At 60.1% G+C, this 20031-nt stretch carries 21 protein-coding genes; 8 read left to right on the top strand and 13 right to left on the bottom strand.

The window, feature by feature from the left end; translation table 11 throughout:
* Window positions 1-87: 87 nt before the first annotated feature.
* From ftsY to QO005_RS14935, 4 genes are all read left to right on the top strand, one after another.
* Entirely contained in the window at window positions 88-1479 is a 1392-nt protein-coding gene (gene ftsY / locus QO005_RS14920) for a signal recognition particle-docking protein FtsY (protein ID WP_307158840.1), read from the top strand.
* 175 nt (window positions 1480-1654) lie between these two features.
* Window positions 1655-2311, top strand: coding sequence for a septation protein A (locus tag QO005_RS14925; protein ID WP_307158841.1), 657 nt, complete (start codon window positions 1655-1657; stop codon window positions 2309-2311).
* A gap of 2 nt (window positions 2312-2313) precedes the next feature.
* Window positions 2314-2886 carry a DUF2585 domain-containing protein gene (locus tag QO005_RS14930; RefSeq protein WP_307158842.1) on the top strand — a complete coding sequence of 191 codons (573 nt, stop codon included), beginning with the start codon at window positions 2314-2316 and terminating at the stop codon, window positions 2884-2886.
* Window positions 2887-3177: 291 nt separating this feature from the next.
* Window positions 3178-4350 carry a GGDEF domain-containing protein gene (locus tag QO005_RS14935; protein ID WP_307158843.1) on the top strand — a complete coding sequence of 391 codons (1173 nt, stop codon included), beginning with the start codon at window positions 3178-3180 and terminating at the stop codon, window positions 4348-4350.
* A gap of 185 nt (window positions 4351-4535) precedes the next feature.
* On the opposite strand, the gene rplS is transcribed toward QO005_RS14935, so the two are convergent.
* A complete protein-coding gene (gene rplS / locus QO005_RS14940) occupies window positions 4536-5045 on the bottom strand; it encodes a 50S ribosomal protein L19 (RefSeq protein WP_307158844.1) in 510 nt (169 codons plus the stop codon).
* Between the two features lie 334 nt (window positions 5046-5379).
* Here rplS and QO005_RS14945 point away from each other — a divergent pair, with 334 nt between their 5' ends.
* Entirely contained in the window at window positions 5380-6126 is a 747-nt protein-coding gene (locus tag QO005_RS14945; RefSeq protein ID WP_307158845.1) for a sulfite exporter TauE/SafE family protein, read from the top strand.
* Here QO005_RS14945 and trmD read toward each other — a convergent pair.
* The 9 genes from trmD to tesB all read right to left on the bottom strand — a co-directional run bounded on the left by trmD (window position 6108) and on the right by tesB (window position 14586).
* On the bottom strand, window positions 6108-6797 hold the full coding sequence (gene trmD, locus QO005_RS14950; RefSeq protein WP_307158846.1) for a tRNA (guanosine(37)-N1)-methyltransferase TrmD: 690 nt from the start codon (window positions 6795-6797) through the stop codon (window positions 6108-6110). The genes QO005_RS14945 and trmD overlap by 19 nt on opposite strands.
* Window positions 6794-7357: a ribosome maturation factor RimM gene (rimM, locus tag QO005_RS14955; protein ID WP_307158847.1), complete on the bottom strand. Its 564-nt coding sequence runs from the start codon at window positions 7355-7357 to the stop codon at window positions 6794-6796. The genes trmD and rimM overlap by 4 nt, the downstream gene beginning before the upstream one ends.
* A 260-nt stretch (window positions 7358-7617) precedes the next feature.
* Window positions 7618-7977, bottom strand: a complete 360-nt coding sequence (gene rpsP, locus QO005_RS14960) for a 30S ribosomal protein S16 (RefSeq protein ID WP_307158848.1) — start codon at window positions 7975-7977, stop codon at window positions 7618-7620.
* Between the two features lie 64 nt (window positions 7978-8041).
* Window positions 8042-8362 (bottom strand): chorismate mutase, encoded by a 321-nt coding sequence (locus QO005_RS14965; protein WP_307158849.1) that lies wholly within the window; start codon window positions 8360-8362, stop codon window positions 8042-8044.
* A 12-nt stretch (window positions 8363-8374) separates the two neighbouring features.
* Window positions 8375-9934 (bottom strand): signal recognition particle protein, encoded by a 1560-nt coding sequence (ffh, locus tag QO005_RS14970; RefSeq protein ID WP_307158850.1) that lies wholly within the window; start codon window positions 9932-9934, stop codon window positions 8375-8377.
* Between the two features lie 281 nt (window positions 9935-10215).
* On the bottom strand, window positions 10216-11439 hold the full coding sequence (gene rlmN, locus QO005_RS14975; RefSeq protein ID WP_307158851.1) for a dual-specificity RNA methyltransferase RlmN: 1224 nt from the start codon (window positions 11437-11439) through the stop codon (window positions 10216-10218).
* Window positions 11440-11769: 330 nt separating this feature from the next.
* A complete protein-coding gene (locus QO005_RS14980) occupies window positions 11770-13113 on the bottom strand; it encodes an ammonium transporter (RefSeq protein ID WP_307158852.1) in 1344 nt (447 codons plus the stop codon).
* A gap of 26 nt (window positions 13114-13139) precedes the next feature.
* Window positions 13140-13490, bottom strand: coding sequence for a P-II family nitrogen regulator (locus tag QO005_RS14985; protein ID WP_307158853.1), 351 nt, complete (start codon window positions 13488-13490; stop codon window positions 13140-13142).
* A 214-nt stretch (window positions 13491-13704) separates the two neighbouring features.
* Window positions 13705-14586, bottom strand: coding sequence for an acyl-CoA thioesterase II (gene tesB / locus QO005_RS14990; protein WP_307158854.1), 882 nt, complete (start codon window positions 14584-14586; stop codon window positions 13705-13707).
* A gap of 85 nt (window positions 14587-14671) precedes the next feature.
* Here tesB and QO005_RS14995 point away from each other — a divergent pair, with 85 nt between their 5' ends.
* Window positions 14672-15886, top strand: a complete 1215-nt coding sequence (locus QO005_RS14995) for a ubiquinone biosynthesis hydroxylase (protein WP_307158855.1) — start codon at window positions 14672-14674, stop codon at window positions 15884-15886.
* A 94-nt stretch (window positions 15887-15980) separates the two neighbouring features.
* Here QO005_RS14995 and phaR read toward each other — a convergent pair whose 3' ends face one another.
* The gene (phaR, locus tag QO005_RS15000; RefSeq protein WP_307158856.1) at window positions 15981-16556 is read right to left on the bottom strand and encodes a polyhydroxyalkanoate synthesis repressor PhaR; all 576 of its coding nucleotides are present in this window, start codon (window positions 16554-16556) and stop codon (window positions 15981-15983) included.
* A 230-nt stretch (window positions 16557-16786) separates the two neighbouring features.
* Between phaR and QO005_RS15005 the strand changes: the two genes are divergently transcribed.
* Window positions 16787-17968 carry an acetyl-CoA C-acetyltransferase gene (locus QO005_RS15005; RefSeq protein ID WP_307158857.1) on the top strand — a complete coding sequence of 394 codons (1182 nt, stop codon included), beginning with the start codon at window positions 16787-16789 and terminating at the stop codon, window positions 17966-17968.
* A gap of 325 nt (window positions 17969-18293) precedes the next feature.
* Complete coding sequence (locus tag QO005_RS15010; protein WP_307158858.1) at window positions 18294-19019, top strand: beta-ketoacyl-ACP reductase; 726 nt, start codon at window positions 18294-18296, stop codon at window positions 19017-19019.
* A gap of 51 nt (window positions 19020-19070) precedes the next feature.
* Here the strand turns inward: QO005_RS15010 and QO005_RS15015 are convergent, their stop codons facing one another.
* Window positions 19071-19322: a YMGG-like glycine zipper-containing protein gene (locus QO005_RS15015; protein WP_370878085.1), complete on the bottom strand. Its 252-nt coding sequence runs from the start codon at window positions 19320-19322 to the stop codon at window positions 19071-19073.
* Between the two features lie 39 nt (window positions 19323-19361).
* The gene (locus QO005_RS15020; protein ID WP_307158860.1) at window positions 19362-19517 is read right to left on the bottom strand and encodes a DUF3309 family protein; all 156 of its coding nucleotides are present in this window, start codon (window positions 19515-19517) and stop codon (window positions 19362-19364) included.
* Window positions 19518-20031: the final 514 nt, after the last annotated feature.

The raw sequence follows: 20031 nt of genomic DNA on the forward strand, positions 1-20031 counted from the left end.
GCCTTGGTATAAAGCATGTCGCGTTTAACTGGTCTCAATTAAACGATAACGTGCATGCGACAAAATAGAAGCAAGAGAAGAACAAGCATGGCGCTCGGTTTCATCAAGAAAGTCTTCACCTTCGGCAAGGACAAGCCCGCCGGGGATCCTCAACCGGCTGAGACCGCGTTGACGCCTGAAGAACAGGCCGCAATTGCCGCCGAAAGCGAGCCGCATGAGCGTGTGGAAGACCTGCCCCTCGTTGAAGACCCGGTTTTAGCCGAGGAAATGGACACCGCAGGCGGCCCCGCCGATGATCTGGAGCAGCAAGAGGAAAGCGCCGAAGAGCTGACGGCGGAAGACCTGAGCATGGTGCCGCTGGCGCTTTTGGAGGCAGAAGCCGAGGAAGCGGAAGGGGAGGAGGCGGAAGCAGAGGAAGAGGCGGCGGCGGAAGACACCACCGTCGAACCCGCAGAACCCAACCCGCTGGCCCCGCTTTCCGGCGAGATTGCCCTGCCCAAGGGCTTCGCCACGTCCGCCCAATTCGCGCCGGTGGAGGAAGAGGCCGCGCCCGCCCCGAAGCTCAGCTGGTTCCAGCGCCTCAAGGCGGGTCTGCTGCGGACCTCCTCGCAGCTTTCCGGCCAGATTGCAGCGCTTTTCACCAAGCGCAAGCTGGACGAGGAGACGCTGGAAGAGCTGGAAGACCTGCTGATCCAGGCCGATCTCGGCGTGGAAACCGCCATGCGCGTCACGGGCGCCCTGTCTTCCGAACGCTACGGCAAGGATGTGACGGGCGAGGATGTCACCCGCATCATGGCGGCGGAAATCACCAAGGTGCTGGCACCTGTCGCCAAGCCGCTGGCGCTCGATCTCAATCACAAGCCGCATGTCATTCTGGTGGTCGGCGTCAACGGCACCGGCAAGACCACGACCATCGGCAAGCTGGCCGCCAAACTGTCCGGCGCGGGCCTCAAGGTCATGCTGGCGGCGGGCGATACCTTCCGCGCCGCAGCCATCGAGCAGTTGAAGATCTGGGCGGACCGCACCGGCTCCACCTTTATCGGCACCAAGCTGGGCGCCGATGCGGCGGGACTTGCCTATGATGCATTCGAAAAGGCCAAGGCGGAAAAATCCGATGTGCTGATCATCGACACCGCAGGCCGTTTGCAGAACAAGACCGAGCTGATGGCCGAACTGGAAAAGATCGTCCGCGTACTCGGCAAGCTCGATCCCGATGCGCCGCATACCGTGTTGCAGACGCTGGATGCCACGACAGGCCAGAACGCCCTGCAGCAGGTGGAGATTTTCCGCAATGTCGCAGGTGTGAACGGGCTGGTGATGACCAAGCTCGACGGCACCGCGCGCGGCGGCATTCTGGTGGCGATTGCCGCCAAGCACAAATTGCCGGTCTATTTCATCGGCGTCGGCGAAGGGGTGGAGGATCTCGAGCCCTTCGAGGCGGAAGATTTTGCCCGCGCCATTGCCGGGATAGGCTCGTAAAACCACATAATACCAAGGCTCGAAGATGCTAACGCATCCTCGCCTTGAGAAGATTTCGAATATCTCAATTGCGTCAGTGGCTTGAGATATTCGAAAAGGCAATACCAACTGCCATTTTCAATGCCCCTTGGTATAAGCGAACCCTATTGCCAGGACGTAAAAAGAGAAGAACGGCATGAACGATCATCATCAGGCTCCTGCCCCGAACACCGCAGAACAGCACCATCCCTTGCTGAAACTGGCGCTGGAGCTTGGCCCGCTCCTGGTGTTCTTCTTCGGCAATCTGCGCGGCGAATGGCTGGCGCAGACCTTTCCAGTGCTGGCGCGCATCGGCAGCCCGATCCTGATTGCCACGGCCCTGTTCATGATCGCCACCGTCGTGGCGCTGATCATCTCCCGCATCGTCTTCAAGCACCTGCCACTGATGCCCTTCGTGTCCGGCGTCGTGGTGCTGGTGTTCGGTTCGCTCTCGCTCTGGCTGCATGACGATACCTTCATCAAGATGAAGCCGACCATCGTCAACACGCTGTTCGGCGTTGTGCTGCTGGGAGGGCTCCTCTTCGGCAAATCGCTGCTCGGCTATGTGTTTAACAGCGCCTTCCATCTGGATGACGAAGGCTGGCGCAAGCTCACCCTGCGCTGGGGCCTGTTCTTCCTGTTTCTGGCCGTTCTGAACGAAGCGGTCTGGCGCAATTTTTCCGATGCGGTCTGGGTGAATTTCAAGGTCTGGGGCACCATGCCCATCACGATCCTCTTCACGCTGGCGCAGATGCCGCTGGTGATGAGGCATCAGGTCGGCGAGCAGCCAAAACCTGGCCCGGACTTCCACTGACCATGAGCGCCGAGGCCCGCAATAGTACCCGATTCTGGCTGACAATCGCTGCCCTGTTGCTGCTGGCGCAGATTGCCGGTGAAGCCATGATGGGCCGGGTGTGGATCTGCACCTGTGGCACGGTGAAACTCTTCGAGCCCGCCGTTAACAGCGCCGGAAATTCGCAGCACATCGCGGATTGGTACACGCCGTCTCACATCATTCACGGCTTCCTGTTCTATGCGCTGGGCTGGGCTGTTCTCAGACGGGCGCGCCTCGCCCCGCGCCTGACACTCGCCGTCTTGATCGAGGCGGCCTGGGAGCTTCTCGAGAACTCGCCCCTCATCATCAACCGCTACCGCGCCACCACCATGGCCGTCGGCTATGCGGGCGACAGCATTCTGAATTCCAGCATGGACACGGTTTCCATGGTTGCCGGCTTTTTCTTCGCCGCCCGGGCGCCGGTCTGGCTCACCATAACCATAGCCCTGTTTTTTGAAATTCTGACCGGCCTGCTCATCCGGGACAATCTCACATTGAACGTTCTGATGCTGGTCTGGCCGATAGACGCGATCAAGCAATGGCAAGGCGGCTGAACCGCCGCGGCTTTTTTAAGAAATGTTTCGGCCCGTGCCCTCTACAAGCCAGCGCCCGTTTTCCGCCGCATGTGCCGGCCTGACGAAGGTTTGTTAATAAAGACATCCTAAAACACAGCTATCGCAGATGTCGGTCCGGGCGGACCGACAGGCGTGCTGCCGCTGCGGAAAATGTCCAGCCAAACCTGCATCAACGCGCGGGAAATTGATGATCGAAGACATGCCTAGACACCACGGTCAGACGGGCCCTGCCGTCAAGGCAGAGCACTGCCCGGAACACGAGGGGCAGCCATGAGCGATGCATTCGCCTTCCTCCTTCCCTTTTTCATGGGTGTTTTCGGCATTATCTTTCTGAGCGCCAGCCGATGGAGCGGCACATCCGGCGTGACCTGGGGGCTGGCCTTCCTGTGCGGCGCAGCTGGTTTCGTTACCCCGGCAGCCCTTGAACGCCTGCCCTTCCAGGTGCAGGCCATCGTCTCCAATGCCTTCTTTCTCACCTCCTTCTGGCTGCACGGGGATGCCTTTCTGGTGAGAATCGGCAGGCCGCGGGGCCGGTTTGTTCGCGCAGCAATCGCCCTTCTCGGCTTTGCCCTGTGTACGGCGGCCATTCTGCTGCATCACGATGCGCGGATGGAACTGTTCCTGAGCGATTCCACGATCTGCCTGTTGCTGGTTCTGCCGCTGCTAACGGGCCTGCTCCATATTCGGCGCTGGACCGACAGATTGCTGGCCGCAATACTCTGCCTGATCATCGTGGAAACGCTGCTGAGGCTGAGTTTCCTCTTCACCACCAGTTATATCCTGACCCTCGACACGTTTCTGGCCTCTCCTTATCTCGTCTACATGGAACTGGGAGCGAGCGTCCTCGCCTTCCTGTATGGCATGTCCATTCTGGGCGTGTTGATCGCCGATACCGTGGCGCGATATCAGCGAATTGCCCAACAGGACCCGCTCACCAGCCTGCTCAACCGCCGCGGCTTTGAGCAGGCACTCACGGATCTGACGGGAGGCAGACACGTGGCTGGCGCCGTGGTGCTGGGCGACATCGACCATTTCAAGGAGGTCAATGACAATTTTGGCCATGCCGCCGGCGACGAAGTGTTGAAGGGCTTTTCCCTGTTGATGCAGGCAACCATGCCAGCCGGCACAATCATTGCCCGCTTTGGCGGGGAGGAGTTCCTGGCCTTGTTACCAGATGCCACCTCGGAGATCGCGACGACCCATGCCAATGCATTGCGCACTGCACTGGCCGCGCAGCGATGGAACCGCCAGCCTGCCGACCGGCGCATTACGGCAAGTTTCGGCGTTGCGGTCATCGAGCCGGAAGCCGATGGCCTGTTGCAGGCCATGCGGCGAGCCGACAGCTATTTGTATGATGCCAAGCATGCCGGTAGAAACCAGGTTATTGCCGAGGGCCTGATCCAGCAAACGAGCCCCGTTCTGCGTCTGGTCGCACGCCAATAGAGCATTGTCCCGAGAAAAGTGGAAGCCGGTTTCCCGTCCGGAAATGCGTACAAACAAAGAGTTAGAGCATTTCCGGGACAAGTGGAGCCGACGATACACCGCACCCTGTCCAAGCAAAAAGGCGGCCCGGAGGCCGCCTTTTCAAACTTTCTATCAGACATCCCCGCCATGGCAGGGAGCGGATATTATTCCGCAGAGGTCTCAGCGGCTGCTGCTGCCTCGGCTGCGGCCTTTTCGGCGGCCAGAGCCTGTGCTGCTGCAACCTTTTCGGCTTCCAGACGTGCCTTTTCCTCGGCAACGGCAGCACGCTCGGCTTCATTGAGCTTACGCGCGCGGGTGCCGGTGTTTTCAACGATACGGGCAGACTTGCCGCGACGGTCGCGCAGGTAGTAGAGCTTGGCGCGGCGAACCTTACCACGGCGGATCACTTCAACGCTTTCAACCAGCGGAGAGAAGATCGGGAATACGCGCTCGACGCCTTCGCCGTAGGAAATCTTGCGAACGGTGAAGCTTTCGTTGATGCCGCCGCCGGAGCGGGCAATGCAAACGCCTTCATAGGCCTGAACGCGGGTACGGTTACCTTCGGTCACCTTGACGTTGACGCGCAGCGTGTCACCCGGGGAAAATTCCGGCAGGGTGCGCTTGGCGGCAATCTTGGCGGCCTGTTCGGCTTCCAGCTGCTGAATGATATTCATTGGTCTAACCTTTCGAGTTCTTCTCAACAGCCAGAGCGCTCACCCTTTCCTGCTTGGGCCATGCCTTGCGAGGATACGCCTTGCGGCGGGAGCGGTAATCCTGTCTTTCTTGGTGGTAGACGGGCCAAGGCCCATATCCGAGCGCGCCTTTACACCAGATCGCGGCACTTGTCACCCCGCTGCCCGCGTGAATCCGGGAAAAGGCGAAAATTTCAGCCCTTGCCGGTCGTGTCTTCCTTATCTAGCTATTTGTTTTTACGCATTTCCGGACGGAAAACCGGTTACCACTTTTCCTGGAAATGCTCTAATCAAAGATCAGCTTTGGGAGGAGCGCATGACCATCAGCATGATTGCACTGCTTTTGCTCGCAGGATTTCTATCGGGCGCCATCAATGCGGTGGCAGGGGGCGGAACCTTCCTGACCTTTGGAGCGCTGACGCTTGCCGGTCTGCCGCCGATTTCAGCCAATGCCACCTCATCCATTGTCCAGTTTCCGGGGTATATCACCTCCACACTCGCCTATGCGCAGGAAATCCGCCGTTCCTGGAGAAGCGCCATGGTGCTGGTGGTGGTTTCCGTCATGGGTGGGGCCATGGGGGCGCTGACGCTGCTGGCGCTGGACAATCCATCCTTCCGGGCGCTCGTTCCCTGGCTGCTTGCGGGCGCCACCACGCTCTTCACCCTGGGGCCACTGCTGAAACCGAAGGCGAGTACGGAACATCCCGTCATCACGCCCAAGGGCATTCTCGGCCAGTTTGTCACGGCGATTTATGGCGGCTTCTTCGGCGCGGGTATGGGCATCATGATGCTGGCCGTGCTGGGGCTGGCCGCGGGGGGAAGCTACCACCACCTCAACGCCCTGAAAAACCTGCTGGCCATCGTGATTGCCGCCATCGCCATCCTGATTTTCGTCGGCGGCGGGGTTGTCGCCTGGATGCAGGCGCTGATCATGCTGCCCGCCGTGGCGCTGGGCGGTTATGCCGGGGTATGGATGGCACGGCGGGTGCCGCAGACGGCCATGCGGCTGGTCGTCATCGCGGTGGGCATTGCGCTGACGCTCTATTACTTTTTCACCGGCTGAGGAAGAAGATCCGGGCGGCGCTCCTGCGTCAGTTTCAGCGCCTGCTCCTGCCGCCAGGCTTCGATGGCGGCGTGATTGCCGGAGGTGAGAACAGCCGGGATTTCACGGTCCTCGAAAACCTGCGGACGGGTATAATGCGGATGTTCCAGCAATCCGCTTTCGAAGCTTTCATGCAGCCCGGACAGGTCATTGCCCATCACGCCCGGCAGAATGCGCACCACCGCATCCAGCAGCGTCAGCGCCGCCGGTTCGCCGCCGGAGAGGATATAGTCACCGATCGAGACTTCCTCGAGGTTCCGAGCCTCGATGACCCGCTGGTCCACCCCTTCGAAACGGCCACAGACGATCACCACGCCCTCGCCCGCTGCGATTTCGCGCACCCGGTTCTGGGTGAGAGGGCGGCCCCTCGGGCTCATCAGCAGGCGAGGCCGCGCATCGGCAGCCACCGAATCGATGGCGCGCGCCAGCACATCCGGCTTCAGCACCATGCCCGCACCGCCGCCCGCTGGAGTATCATCGACACTGCGATGCTTGTCGGTGGAGAAATCGCGGATCTGCACCGTCTCGATGGCCCATTGGGCGCGTTCCAGCGCCCGGCCTGCGAGCGAATGGCCGAGATGACCCGGAAACATGTCCGGGTAAAGCGTCAGAATGGTTGCCTTGAAGGTCATGGCCGGGATTTCGGCTTCGGCTGGAAGGGCGTGTCGCCTTCCTCATCCTTCAGACCGGCGGCAATCGGGTCGATCAGGATGGACCCGCCTTCAAGGTCGATTTCCAGCACCGCCGCCTCGGAAAAAGGAATGAGCACCGGCCGCTTGCCAGGCCCCTTGACTTCGAGCAGATCGCCCGCGCCGAAATCGAAAATGGCGGTAACGGCGCCGTAGGACTTGCCGTCGCCATCCACCACGTCCAGCCCCTCCAGATCGGCATAGAAGAATTCATCGTCATCCAGCTCTTCGTCCGGGAGCGCGTCACGCTCGATGAAGAGCTCGAGCCCGTTCAGGGCTTCCGCCGCGTTGCGGTCGTTGATGCCGCGAAAACGCACGATCACCACCGTCTTGTTCTCGCGAATCTCCAGAATTTCGAAGCTGCGGCCATCGGCGGCATGCAGATGCCCGTAATCCCCCAGCGCCATGGGATCGGCGGTGTAGGATTTGACCCGAACCTCGCCGCGCAGCCCTTGAGCTGCGCCAATCACGGCCATCAGAACGGGATTTTCAAGCTTGGTCATGGTTATCCGGCGTTTTGGTTCGAGTATGATCGCTACCAGATCTGTTTGAACAGGACAGGTCCATCACAATCCTTCTACTGCATAATTCCTTAAATCGGAATCGATTTAAGGATAAAATTATGCAGCAGATGTAAAGCGTTACAGCGAACCTTTGTGCGCCATGTATGGCGCACGGCGCTGTAAGCGATAAATCCGCAAAGATAAACGGAAAACGGGTGACGTGTCGCCACGCCACCCGCTCAAGCGATCCGGGAAAACCCTTATTCGGCAGCAGCGGCGGCGTCGGCAGCCTTCTGCGCCTTTTCAGCAGCGCGTTCCTGGGCCTTCTTGCCCGGCTTTGCCTTTTCCGGGTTGCTGCGGGCAGCGCGTTCGGTCAGGCCGGCTTCGGCCAGGAAGCGCAGAACGCGGTCGGTCGGCTGGGCGCCCTTGGCAAGCCAGGCCTTGACCAGCTCGACGTCCAGAACAACGCGCTTGTCGCTGTCCTTGCCGAGCATCGGGTTCCAGGAACCAACCTTTTCCAGGAAGCGGCCGTCACGCGGCGAGCGGGAATCGGCAACGACGATCTGGTAGTAAGGACGCTTCTTGGAACCGCCGCGGGCGAGACGAATCTTGAGGGACATGGAGAACTCCTTGAGATGGTTATTCCGGCCGCGCCTGCGGTCCGGGTTTTTGTTGAGGCCGCCGTCAGGCGGTCTGTGGGCTTTTGCCGCCCTGCTCGGCGGCGATGGCTTCATGGTGCCGAATGACTTCCTTGATGATGAAATTCAGGAAGGTCTCGGCGAAATCCGGGTCCAGATCGGCATCCTTGGCAAGCTGCCGCAGACGGTTGATCTGGTATTCCTCGCGCGCCGGATCGGCGGGCGGCAGGTCATGCTTGGCCTTCAGCACGCCCACCGCCTTGGTACAGCGGAAGCGCTCGGCCAGAATGTGCACCAGTGCTGCGTCGATGTTGTCGATCGACTGGCGGTAACCGGCAAGTTCCTGTTTGATGGCGGGGTCAATCATGAATGGTGATCCTCACTTCTTTTTCGGCAGTCCGGGAAGACCCGGAAAGCCTCCCCCAAGTCCGGGCAGTTTTCCACCACCCAGGCCGGGAAGACCGCCCCCCATGCCACCGAGACCCGGAGGCGGCTTGATGCCGGCGGCTTCCGCCTGCTTGGCCAGCGCCTCCAACTGCTTGGGGTCCATGGAGCCGAGATCGGGCATGCCACCCATGCCGCCAAGTCCCATCTTGCCGGCAAGACCGCCCATCAATTGCTTCATCATGCCGCCGCCCTTCTTGCCGCCCATCATTTTCATCATGTCGGCCATCTGGCGATGCATTTTCAAAAGCTTGTTGATTTCAGCGGCATCGGTGCCGGAGCCCGCTGCAATGCGCTTCTTGCGGGAATGCTTGAGAATATCGGGATTGGCGCGCTCGGCCCTGGTCATCGAGGAGATGATGGCGAGCTGGCGCTTGAACATGCGGTCATCGAGACCGGCGGATGCCATCTTGTCCTTCATGCCGGCCATGCCGGGCATGAGGTTCATGATACCGCCCATGCCGCCCATCTTCTGCATCTGCTTCAGCTGTTCGGCCAGATCGTTGAGGTCGAACTTGCCCTTGGCCATCTTCTCGGCCATGGCCTTCGCCTTTTCGGCGTCGATGGTTTCGGCAGCCTTTTCGACCAGCGAGACGATGTCGCCCATGCCGAGAATACGGTCGGCAATGCGGCGCGGATGGAACTCATCCAGCTCCGTCATCTTTTCGCCGACACCGATCAGCTTGATCGGCTTGCCGGTGACGGCGCGCATGGACAGCGCGGCACCGCCACGGCCATCGCCGTCCATACGGGTAAGCACAAGACCGGTGATGCCGACACGCTCGTCGAAATCGCGGGCAAGATTGACGGCATCCTGACCGGTCAGCGCATCGGCGACCAGCAGGATTTCATGCGGATTGGCCTTTTTTCTGATGTCGGCCATCTCGACCATCAGCGGCTCATCGATATGGGTGCGGCCTGCGGTGTCGAGAATGACGACATCATGGCCGCCCAGCTTGGCGGCCTGCACGGCACGCCCGGCAATATCCGTGGGCGACTGGCCCGCGATGATCGGCAGCGTGTCGATGCCCGTCTGCACGCCGAGCTGGCGCAGCTGCTCCTGGGCGGCGGGGCGGCGCGTGTCGAGCGATGCCATCAGCACCTTCTTGCGCTCGCGATCCGTCAGCCGCTTGGCGATCTTGCCGGTGGTGGTGGTTTTACCCGAACCCTGAAGACCGACCATCATGATGACGACCGGGGCCGGCGCATGCAGATCGATGGTCACGCCTTCGGCGCCCAGCATGTCCACCAGCTCGTCATGAACGATCTTCACGACCATCTGGCCGGGCTTGATGGATTTCAGAACTTCCGCGCCCACCGCCTTTTCGCGCACACGATCGGTGAAGGAGCGCACGACTTCCAGCGCCACGTCGGCTTCCAGCAGCGCACGGCGAACCTCACGCAGCGCCGCCGAAACATCCGCCTCGGAGAGCGAGCCACGGCCGGTCAGTCCATTCAGAATGGAGCCAAGGCGGTCCTGGAGGTTTTCAAACATCGCATCTTCCTTCATCGATTTCCGGGGTTAGCCTGAAATCTCGTGTCTTTCAGCGACAAAAACAAGACGCAAAGCCAAAAAGCACCCGAGGGCGCATCGCGCTGTCGGGTGTTGACCTCCGGGATCTGTTTATACCTGATCGGGTCCCGGTCGGCGGCTCAAGACGTCAGTCCTGTCGCAGAATTGCGGCGCTTAAAGCGCATTTGCCTCCGGGAGTCAAGGCAATCCGGCCTTTTTTGCCCGAGAGGCAGGGATGAGGCAGGGATAAAGAACTGTTTGTCTCAGTCGTCCTCGCCATGGCCGACGATCATCATCGCCTCGAAAGCCAGACGTTCGGTTTTGCGCATCCGCTCCGATTCCGACTTGAGCTGACCGCAGGCGGCAAGAATATCGCGGCCACGCGGCGTGCGGATCGGCGAGGCATAGCCTGCGGCATTGATGAAATCGGCAAACTTGGCGATCTGGTCCCAGTCCGAACACTGGTAATTGGTGCCGGGCCAGGGATTGAAGGGGATGAGGTTGATCTTGGCCGGAATGCCCTTCAGCAACTGCGTCAGCAGCTTGGCGTCTTCCAGACTGTCATTGACACCCTTCAGCATCACATATTCGAAGGTGATGCGCCGTGCATTGGACAGGCCCGGATAGGCGCGGCAGGCATCCAGCAGCTCCTTCAGCGGATATTTCTTGTTCACCGGCACCAGCATGTCGCGCAATTCGTCGCGCACGGCATGCAGCGAGATCGCCAGCATGACGCCGATCTCCTCGCCCGTACGGTAGATTTCCGGCACGACGCCGGAGGTGGAGAGCGTGATACGGCGCTTGGAGAGCGACAGGCCATCGCCATCGGAGGCGATCAACAGCGCCTTCTTGACGTTTTCAAAATTATAGAGCGGCTCGCCCATGCCCATCATGACGATATTGGTGATCTTGCGGCCTTCCGCAGGCACCATGGCGCCCACCGGCGCGTCGCGATCCGGAAAATCGCCGAGCCGGTCACGAGCCAGCAGCAATTGCGAAAGAATTTCCTCTGCCGTCAGATTGCGCACCAGCTTTTGCGTGCCGGTATGACAGAAGGAACAGGTGAGCGTGCAGCCGACCTGGCTGGAAATGCACAGCGTGCCGCGCCCCTCTTCCGGGATATAGACGCATTCCACCTCCACCGGACGGCCCGCGCCGCGGGAAGGATAGCGCAACAGCCATTTGCGGGTGCCGTCATTGGAGACCTGCTCCTCAACGATGTCCGGCCGCTGGATGGTGAAAGCCGCCTTCAGCTTTTCGCGCATGTCCTTGGCGACATTGGTCATCTGATCGAAATCGGAGACGCCGCGCACATAGATCCAGTTCCAGATCTGGGCGACACGCATCTTGATCTGCTTGTCGGCAACGCCGATGCCGCGCAGCATATCGCCCATTTCCTCACGGGTTGCGCCGATCAAGGTCGGCTTTTCGCTTTGCGCAGCAAGCGGCGGACGGGCGCTCTTGGCGCGATCGATGACAATTTCCATGGCAACCCTGCCTCATCGGAAACAAAGGGGCGCATCCCCAACTCCACCCGAAGGTTTTACTGCATAATTCCTTAAATCGGAATCGATTTAAGGAATTATGCAGCAGATTTAAAGTGTTACAGCGTCCTTTGTGCGTTTGATAAAACGCACGGCGCTGTAGAGGCGTCATCCCGCATTGTCTTTCAAAGAAAAAATCTCCGCAGGCCAATCAACCCACGGCGCATGTTTGGCAGGCCCTTACCACCAAATTGCTCTGCCGTCACCCCAAAATGCACGAAAGGCCCGGGCGATGCCGGGCCTTCCTTGATTCCATAAGGCGGTGAGACGTACTTACGAGTGGTAAGCAGCTTCGCCGTGAGAGGCGAGGTCGAGACCTTCGCGTTCGGCTTCCACCGGCACGCGCAGACCAACGATCACGTCGACGATCTTGTAGAGGATGGCGGAACCTATACCCGTCCACAGGATGGTGATGACGACGGCCTGGATCTGCACCATGACCTGACCCGCCATGGTCTGGCCTTCAGCATAGCCGACGCCACCGAGGCTGGCGCTGGCGAAGATGCCGGTAGCGATAGCGCCGAACATGCCGCCGACGCCGTGCACGCCGAAGACGTCCGCCGTGTCGTCATAGCCGAACTTGTTCTTCACCACGGAGACGAAGAAGTAGCAGAGCGGCGAGACGACGACGCCGAGAACGATGGCGCCCATCGGGCCGACGATACCGGCAGCCGGGGTCACGGCAACGAGGCCGGCGATCATGCCGGAGGCAGCGCCGAGCATGGAGGACTTGCCGCGGGTAAAGGCTTCAACCACGCACCAGGAGAGCGTTGCAGCAGCCGTGGCGACGAAGGTGTTGACGGTGGCCAGCATGGCGCCGCTGGAGGCTTCGAGGTTGGAGCCTGCGTTGAAACCGAACCAGCCGAACCACAGCATGGCGGCGCCGACATAGGTCAGCGTCATCGAGTGCGGGGCCATCATGTCCTTGCCGTAGCCGGTGCGCTTGCCGACCATGATCGCGCCGATAAGGCCCGAAACACCGGCATTGATGTGAACGACCGTACCACCGGCGAAGTCAAGCGCGCCGAGGCCAAAGAGGTAGCCCTTGGCATCCCAGACCATGTGCGCGACCGGGAAATAGACGACCGTGACCCAGAGAATGCAGAAGAGCACGGCGGCGGAGAACTTGATGCGCTCGGCGAAGGCGCCGAGGATCAGGGCCGGCGTGATGGCGGCGAAGGTCATCTGGAACAGCATGAAGATGTATTCCGGAATGACAACGCCCTTGGTGAAGGTGGCAGCCGTCGAATCCTTGGTGACACCCGCCAGGAACATCTTGGCGAAGCCGCCGAAGAACGGGCTTTCCGAACCGCCGAAGGCGAAGGAATAGCCGTAGAGAACCCAGATGATCATGACAGAAGCCGCCACGACCGTGCACTGCATCAGCACGGAAAGCATGTTCTTGGCGCGCACCAGGCCGCCATAGAACAGGCCGAGGCCCGGAACCGCCATGAACAGCACGAGAATGGTGGAAATGAACATGAAGGTGGTGTCGCCCTTGTCCGGCACGGGGGCGGCAGCGGCGGCATCCTGCGCGAAGGCGATGGCGGGCGCGAGAAGCGCCGCAGAGGCAAGACCCAGACGCCGGGCATGCGATGTAAGTGTTGAAAACTGCATGTGAAAGAACTCCCCTGGGCGCTGTCTTACAAGGCTTCGGTGTTGGTTTCGCCGGTACGGATGCGCACCGCGTGGTCGATCGAGTAGACGAAAATCTTGCCGTCGCCGATCTGGCCGGTCTTGGCCGCCGAGGCGATGGCTTCCACAGCCTTTTCGACGACATCGGAAGGCACAGCGATCTCGATCTTCAGCTTCGGCAGGAAGCTGACGGCATATTCCGTGCCGCGATAGATTTCCGTATGCCCTTTCTGACGACCGTAGCCCTTCACCTCGGTGACGGTCAGGCCCTGGATACCGACAGCCGTGAGGGCTTCACGCACCTCGTCCAGCTTGAACGGCTTGATGATGGCCATCACAATCTTCATCTGGTTTCCCATCCTCTGGTTTTATCCTCGGCGTGGCGCCGACTCTCCTTGCCGCCCCGCTGAAGCAGGAGGCAACCGCCTTCCTACATTCAAAGTGTGTGCCAGATTGAAGATGGTCCTTAACTTATTGAAAAGTAAAGGCAAAGCCAGAAAGCGCCAATAAAAAGGCAAATGATTGTGCAATGGGCTTTCGTTTTTTGTGCAATTGCAAAAAATTGCCTAGAAATTAGACATTTGCCTTTTTGCGAATCAGCCCTTCCTGCGCCACGGAGGCGATGAGCTCTCCCGAACGGCTATAAATGCTGCCACGGGTCATGCCGCGGGCACCCGAGGCGCTGGGACTGTCCTGCGTATAGAGCATCCAGTCATCCATCCGGCAGGGCCGGTGAAACCACATGGCGTGGTCAAGACTCGCCACCTGTAGCGTCTGGTCGAAGATCGACATGCCATGGGCATAAAGCGAGGTGTCGAGCAGCGTCATGTCGGAGAGATAGGCGAGCATGGCCGCCTGGATGCGCCGGTCATCCGGAACGGCACCGGTCATCCGCACCCAGATATTGGCCTCGGGCTTCAGTTTTTCCCGGCTCAGATAATGCACGAGCGAGGTAGGCCGAAACTCCACCGGCCGCTCCCGGCCCCAATATTTGCGCACGCTCTCCGGCGCCTGGCCCAGGAAAAGCTCGCGAAATTCCTTCTCGCCCATCAGGTCTTCGGGGGCCGCGACCTTCGGCATCTCCACCTGATGATCGAAGCCCTCCTCCTCATCCTGGAAGGAGGCGGACATGGAGAAGATTGCTTTGCCATGCTGGATGGCAAGCACCCGGCGTGTGGCAAAGCTTGCACCATCGCGGATGCGCTCCACCTGATAGACGATCGGCACGGCGGGGTCGCCCGGCCGCATGAAATAGGCGTGCAACGAATGCACATAGCGCTCGCCTTCCACCGTGCGCTGCGCCGCAACCAGGGCCTGGGCAATGACCTGCCCCCCAAACACCCGTTGCCAGCCCACCTGCGGGCTGGTGCCGCGAAACAGGTTCACTTCCAGCACCTCCAGGTCGAGCGTCGCGATCAACTGGTCCATGGCGGGACTGGAGGCGGTCTGCGGCATTCTGGTCTCACTCCGATGGGTAGGAACTGCACGAACCCTGATCTATATAGGAGGAGACGCAAGACACAAGTTAAAGGAGCAGGCTATGGCGGACATGATTGTGGTGGGTGGCGGATATGTCGGCCTTGCTGCCGCGCTGGCGGTCAAGCAGGCGGCTCCACATCTGGATGTCCGGGTCATCGAAGCCGCACCCGCCGGTCAATGGCAGAAGGATCCGCGCGCCTCCGCCATCATTGCCGCCGCCACGCGCATGCTCGATGTCTTTGGCGTCTGGCAGGAGATCGAACCGCAGTCGCAGCCGATCCGCAAGATGATCGTCACCGATTCCCGCACCGGCGATCCGGTGCGCCCCGTCTTCCTTACCTTCGACGGTACGGTGGAGGAAGGCCGGCCCTTTGCCTATATGGTGCCGAACGTCGCCATGGTCGGCGCCCTGCTGGCCGCTGCCGAAAAAGCGGGCATCACCATTCTGAACGGCGTCAAGGCCACCGGCTTCGAGGCGAGGCCGGGCGAAGCGCAACTGACCCTTTCCGATGGCTCCACCCACACTGCACGCCTGATCGTTGCCTGTGACGGCGTGCGCTCGGCCCTCCGCCAGATGGCGGGCATCAAGACGGTCACCTGGGCCTATGGCCAGTCCGGCATCGTCACAACGGTCGAACATGAGCGCCCGCATGAGGGCGTGGCGGAGGAGCATTTCCTGCCCGCAGGTCCCTTCGCCATCCTGCCGCTCACCGGCAATCGCTCGTCTCTGGTGTGGACGGAGCGTACGGAGGATGCCGACCGGCTGGTTGCTGCCGACGATCTGGTGTTCGAGGACGAGTTGGAACGCCGCTTTGGCCACAAGCTGGGAGCGTTGCGCACCATCGGCGACCGCCGCGCCTTTCCGCTGGGCCTGACGCTGGCGCGCGCTTTCGTGGCGCCCCGGCTGGCGCTGGCGGGCGATGCCGCCCATGGCATTCACCCGATTTCCGGCCAGGGTCTCAATCTCGGCTTCAAGGATGTGGCAGCTCTTGCCGAAACCATTGTCGATGCCGACCGGCTGGGGCTCGATATCGGCGATCTCGGCGTGCTGGAGCGCTACCAGACCTGGCGGCGCTTCGACACCTTCCGCATGGGGGTCACGACCGACGTTTTGAACCGGCTGTTTTCCAATGACAATGCCCCGCTGCGCATTGCCCGCGATTTCGGCCTGGGCCTTGTGGACCGGCTGCCCAAGCTCAAAACCTACTTTATTTCAGAGGCCGCGGGAACGGCAGTCAAAAGCGGGCCGAAACTGCTCGCCGGACAATCGATCTGACGGTCAAGCATAGGCGCATCCGGTTATGATGGTCCGGATGCGCTACTGCATAATTCCTTAAATCGGAACCGGTTTTCCCGGAAACACTTCAGGATCAAAGCTTGTCCAGCTTGTTTTGAAGATTGCGCAGCTGTTCCTTCAGCTCATCGATATCGCTGGCTTCCGGCTTTTTCGTTTCCTTCGGCTGGGCTGGCTTCATGAAGGGCGAAAACATCTGCATCGCCTGCTGGAACATTTCCGTGTTGCGCTTGACCTGCTCTTCCATGAGCTGCATCGGCGCCTGGAAATTCTTCGCCAGCGGATTATCGCCGAAGGCTTTGGTCATCTGCTCGCGCATCTGCGACTGCTGCTCGTTGAACGCCTTCATGGAATGCTCGAGAAAGCTCGGCACGACCATCTGCATCTGATCGCCATAATAGCCGATCAACTGCCGCAGGAAGGAAATCGGCAGCAATGTGTTGCTGGTCTTGGCTTCCTGTTCGAAAATGATCTGTGTCAGAACGGAATGGGTAATATCTTCCCCGCTCTTGGCATCCTGCACGACGAAATCTTCGCCGCGCTTCACCATCTTCGCCAGATCGTCCAGCGTCACATAAGTGCTGGTTCCGGTGTTATAGAGGCGGCGATTGGCATATTTCTTGATGATGATTTCGCCATCAGCTTTTGCCATTTTAGTCTCCTGACCCAGAAATTGTCGTTTTTATTGCTCATCCCGGCACAACTCTATCCGCAAACTTATAGAAAAGACAATGTCTTTGTGCATTGCGGCAGCCCCGTTCAGGCTTTTTTGAAGCTGTTGAAAATACAACCATAACAGGCAATATCCTCACCAATCCCGTTTGACTTCTCACCAAAGCTTTGCCAGTCTCCCTGCCGAGGAAGCAAATCGAGGAGACACTCATGTCCACGCCGTCCATCGTCATCGCCAGTGCTGCGCGCACGGCAGTGGGATCCTTCAACGGCGCCTTCGCCACCGTTCCTGCCCACAAGCTGGGCGCCGTCGCCATCAAGGGCGTGCTGGAGCGGGCAGGCGTCGAGGCTGCCGAAGTCGATGAAGTCATTCTGGGACAGATCCTGACGGCTGGCGAGGGCCAGAACCCGGCACGCCAGGCTGCCATGGCTGCCGGTATCCCGCAGGAAAAGACGGCCTGGGGCATGAACCAGCTCTGCGGTTCCGGCCTGCGCGCCGTGGCGCTCGGCATGCAGCAGATCGTCTCCGGCGATGCTTCGATCATTGTGGCGGGCGGCCAGGAATCCATGTCCATGGCGCCGCATTGCGCGCATCTTCGCTCCGGCACCAAGATGGGCGACATGAAGATGATCGACACGATGATCAAGGATGGCCTGACGGATGCTTTCTACGGCTATCACATGGGCATTACCGCTGAAAACGTGGCCCGCCAGTGGCAGTTGAGCCGCGAGGAGCAGGACGCCTTCGCCGTCGCCTCGCAGAACAAGGCCGAGGCCGCCCAGGTGGCTGGCCGTTTCAAGGACGAGATCGTTCCCGTCACCGTGCCAGGGCGCAAGGGCGATGTCATCGTCGAGGCGGATGAATATATCCGCGCCGGCGCCACACTCGACAGCATGACGAAGCTGAAGCCCGCTTTCGACAAGGAAGGCACGGTCACGGCCGGCAACGCATCCGGCATCAATGACGGTGCCGCCGCCGCCTTGCTGATGACCGAGCAGGAAGCCTCCCGCCGCGGCATTCGCCCGCTGGCGCGCATCGCCTCCTGGGCAACCGCCGGTGTCGATCCGAAGATCATGGGCACCGGCCCGATCCCGGCCTCGCGCAAGGCGTTGGAAAAGGCTGGCTGGAAGGTTTCCGATCTCGATCTCGTGGAGGCCAACGAGGCCTTTGCCGCCCAGGCTTGCGCGGTCAATAAGGACCTTGGCTGGGATACCTCGATCGTCAACGTCAATGGCGGCGCGATTGCCATCGGCCATCCGGTCGGCGCATCGGGCGCGCGCATTCTCAACACGCTGCTGTTCGAAATGCGCCGCCGGGGGGCCAAGAAGGGCCTGGCAACGCTCTGCATCGGCGGCGGCATGGGCGTTGCCATGTGCCTTGAGGCGTTCTGAGCCGTTCAGCCTGAGCTTATTTGAAGAGATTTGAGCGCCCCTCACCGGGGCGCACAGGATGATATTGCCATGCGGCACTACAGCGCCGTGCGCCATATTTGGCGCACAAAGGTTCGCTGTAGCACTTTAAATCTGCTGCATAATTTTATCCTTAAATCGATTCCGATTTAAGGAATTATGCAGGAGAGCATTTCCAGGAAAAGTGGGAACCGGTTTTCCGTCCGGAAATGCGTAAAAACAAAGAGTTAGAACATTTCAGCGTTTCCGTGAAACACTGAAATGTTCCAGGGAATCGGCGCAAGCAAAAAGACAGAGAGGAAACGGCATGAGCAGGGTGGCATTGGTAACCGGCGGTACGCGCGGCATTGGCGCGGCAATTGCGATCGCCTTGAAAGACAATGGCTACAAGGTGGCCGCAAACTACGCGGGCAATGACGAGAAGGCAAAGGCCTTCGAGGCCGTGACTGGCATCCCCGTCTTCAAATGGGACGTTTCTTCCTACACAGCCTGCGTTGAAGGGATCGCCCAGGTCGAGGCCGCTCTTGGCCCCGTGGACATTCTTGTCAACAATGCCGGGATCACCCGGGACGCCATGTTCCACAAGATGACGCCTGAGCAGTGGGGCGAGGTCATTTCCACCAATCTTTCCGGCCTGTTCAACATGACGCATCCGCTGTGGAGCGGCATGCGCGACCGCAGTTTTGGCCGGGTCATCAACATCTCTTCGATCAACGGCCAGAAGGGCCAGATGGGACAGGTGAACTATTCCGCAGCCAAGGCGGGCGATCTGGGCTTCACCAAGGCGCTTGCCCAGGAAGGGGCTGCCAAGAACATCACCGTCAATGCCATCTGCCCCGGCTATATCGCGACGGAAATGGTGCGCGCCATTCCGGAAAAAGTGCTGAACGAACGCATCCTGCCGCAGATCCCGGTAGGCCGCCTCGGCGAGCCGGAGGAAATTGCCCGGATCGTCGTCTTCCTGGCCTCCGATCAGGCAGGCTTCATCACCGGCTCGACGATCTCCGCCAATGGCGGCCAGTTCTTCGTCTGAAAACGCCCCCCAAAAAAAGAAACGCCGGCTTTCGCCGGCGCTTCAATCTGATCAGCGGCAACGCGCCTCGTAGCGGTGCCCATAACGGTCGCGATAGATGCAGTAGCCGCGACGCTCGGTCGAGCGGCCGATGAGCGCGCCAACCACGCCGCCGCCCACGGCGCCGACGGCCGCTCCGCCCCACGAATTGGTAGCAACGCCACCAATGACCGCACCGGAGGCGGCACCGATGGATGCACCGCGTTCCGTTGCGGTGCAGGATGCGACGAGCGGCAGGATCAATGCGACCGCAACAGCTTTCATTTTCATGACTGTTTCCCTTTCTCCCGAAAAGCAGTGGGCTTAAATTCGGCCCATCAGCAGCAAGATGATGATGATAAGAACCACGAGGCCGAGACCACCGGACGGACCGTAACCCCAGCTGCGGCTGTAGCCCCAATTCGGCAGGGCGCCGATCAGCAGCAGAATAAGAATGACGAGAAGAATAGTGCTGAGCATGGCTGCCCTCCCTCCTTTTGAAACGGTGCTGCAAAAAGCGGCATCTTCGAGGCTCATAATGCTGCGCCCGGTTTTTTGTTCCCTTGCTGCCCGGCGAAAGGCTCGGTTCCATCGCCCGGGCGGTTGTGCAAGCGATTCAATCCATTACAGCGCCGTGCGTTTTATCAAACGCACAAAGGACGCTGTAACACTTTAAATCTGCTGCATAATTTTCACCTTAAATCGATTCCGATTTAAGGAATTATGCAGTAGGTTTTCGCCTCGAAGCGCCCCCATATCTGGCGGTGAACAAAAGCTGAATCAGGCAGAGTCAGTGATTCGTCCGCCTTTCGTTCCTCCCCCGTTCCCACTGGTTTGAGAGACGGAAGAAGACCACGCCCCAAGATTGTGTTTTCCACCGGCACGGGCAGAAAATGAACCGCGCGGTGATTCTTTGCTTGCCTTTGTCGCGCAGGCTCTCCATGTGTGGCGGCGGAGGGTATTGCCCTTTGCCGTTTTGCCTGGAGGATCCGGA

Source organism: Allorhizobium paknamense, from assembly GCF_030815125.1.
In the GTDB taxonomy this organism is placed as follows: Bacteria; Pseudomonadota; Alphaproteobacteria; order Rhizobiales; family Rhizobiaceae; genus Allorhizobium; species Allorhizobium paknamense.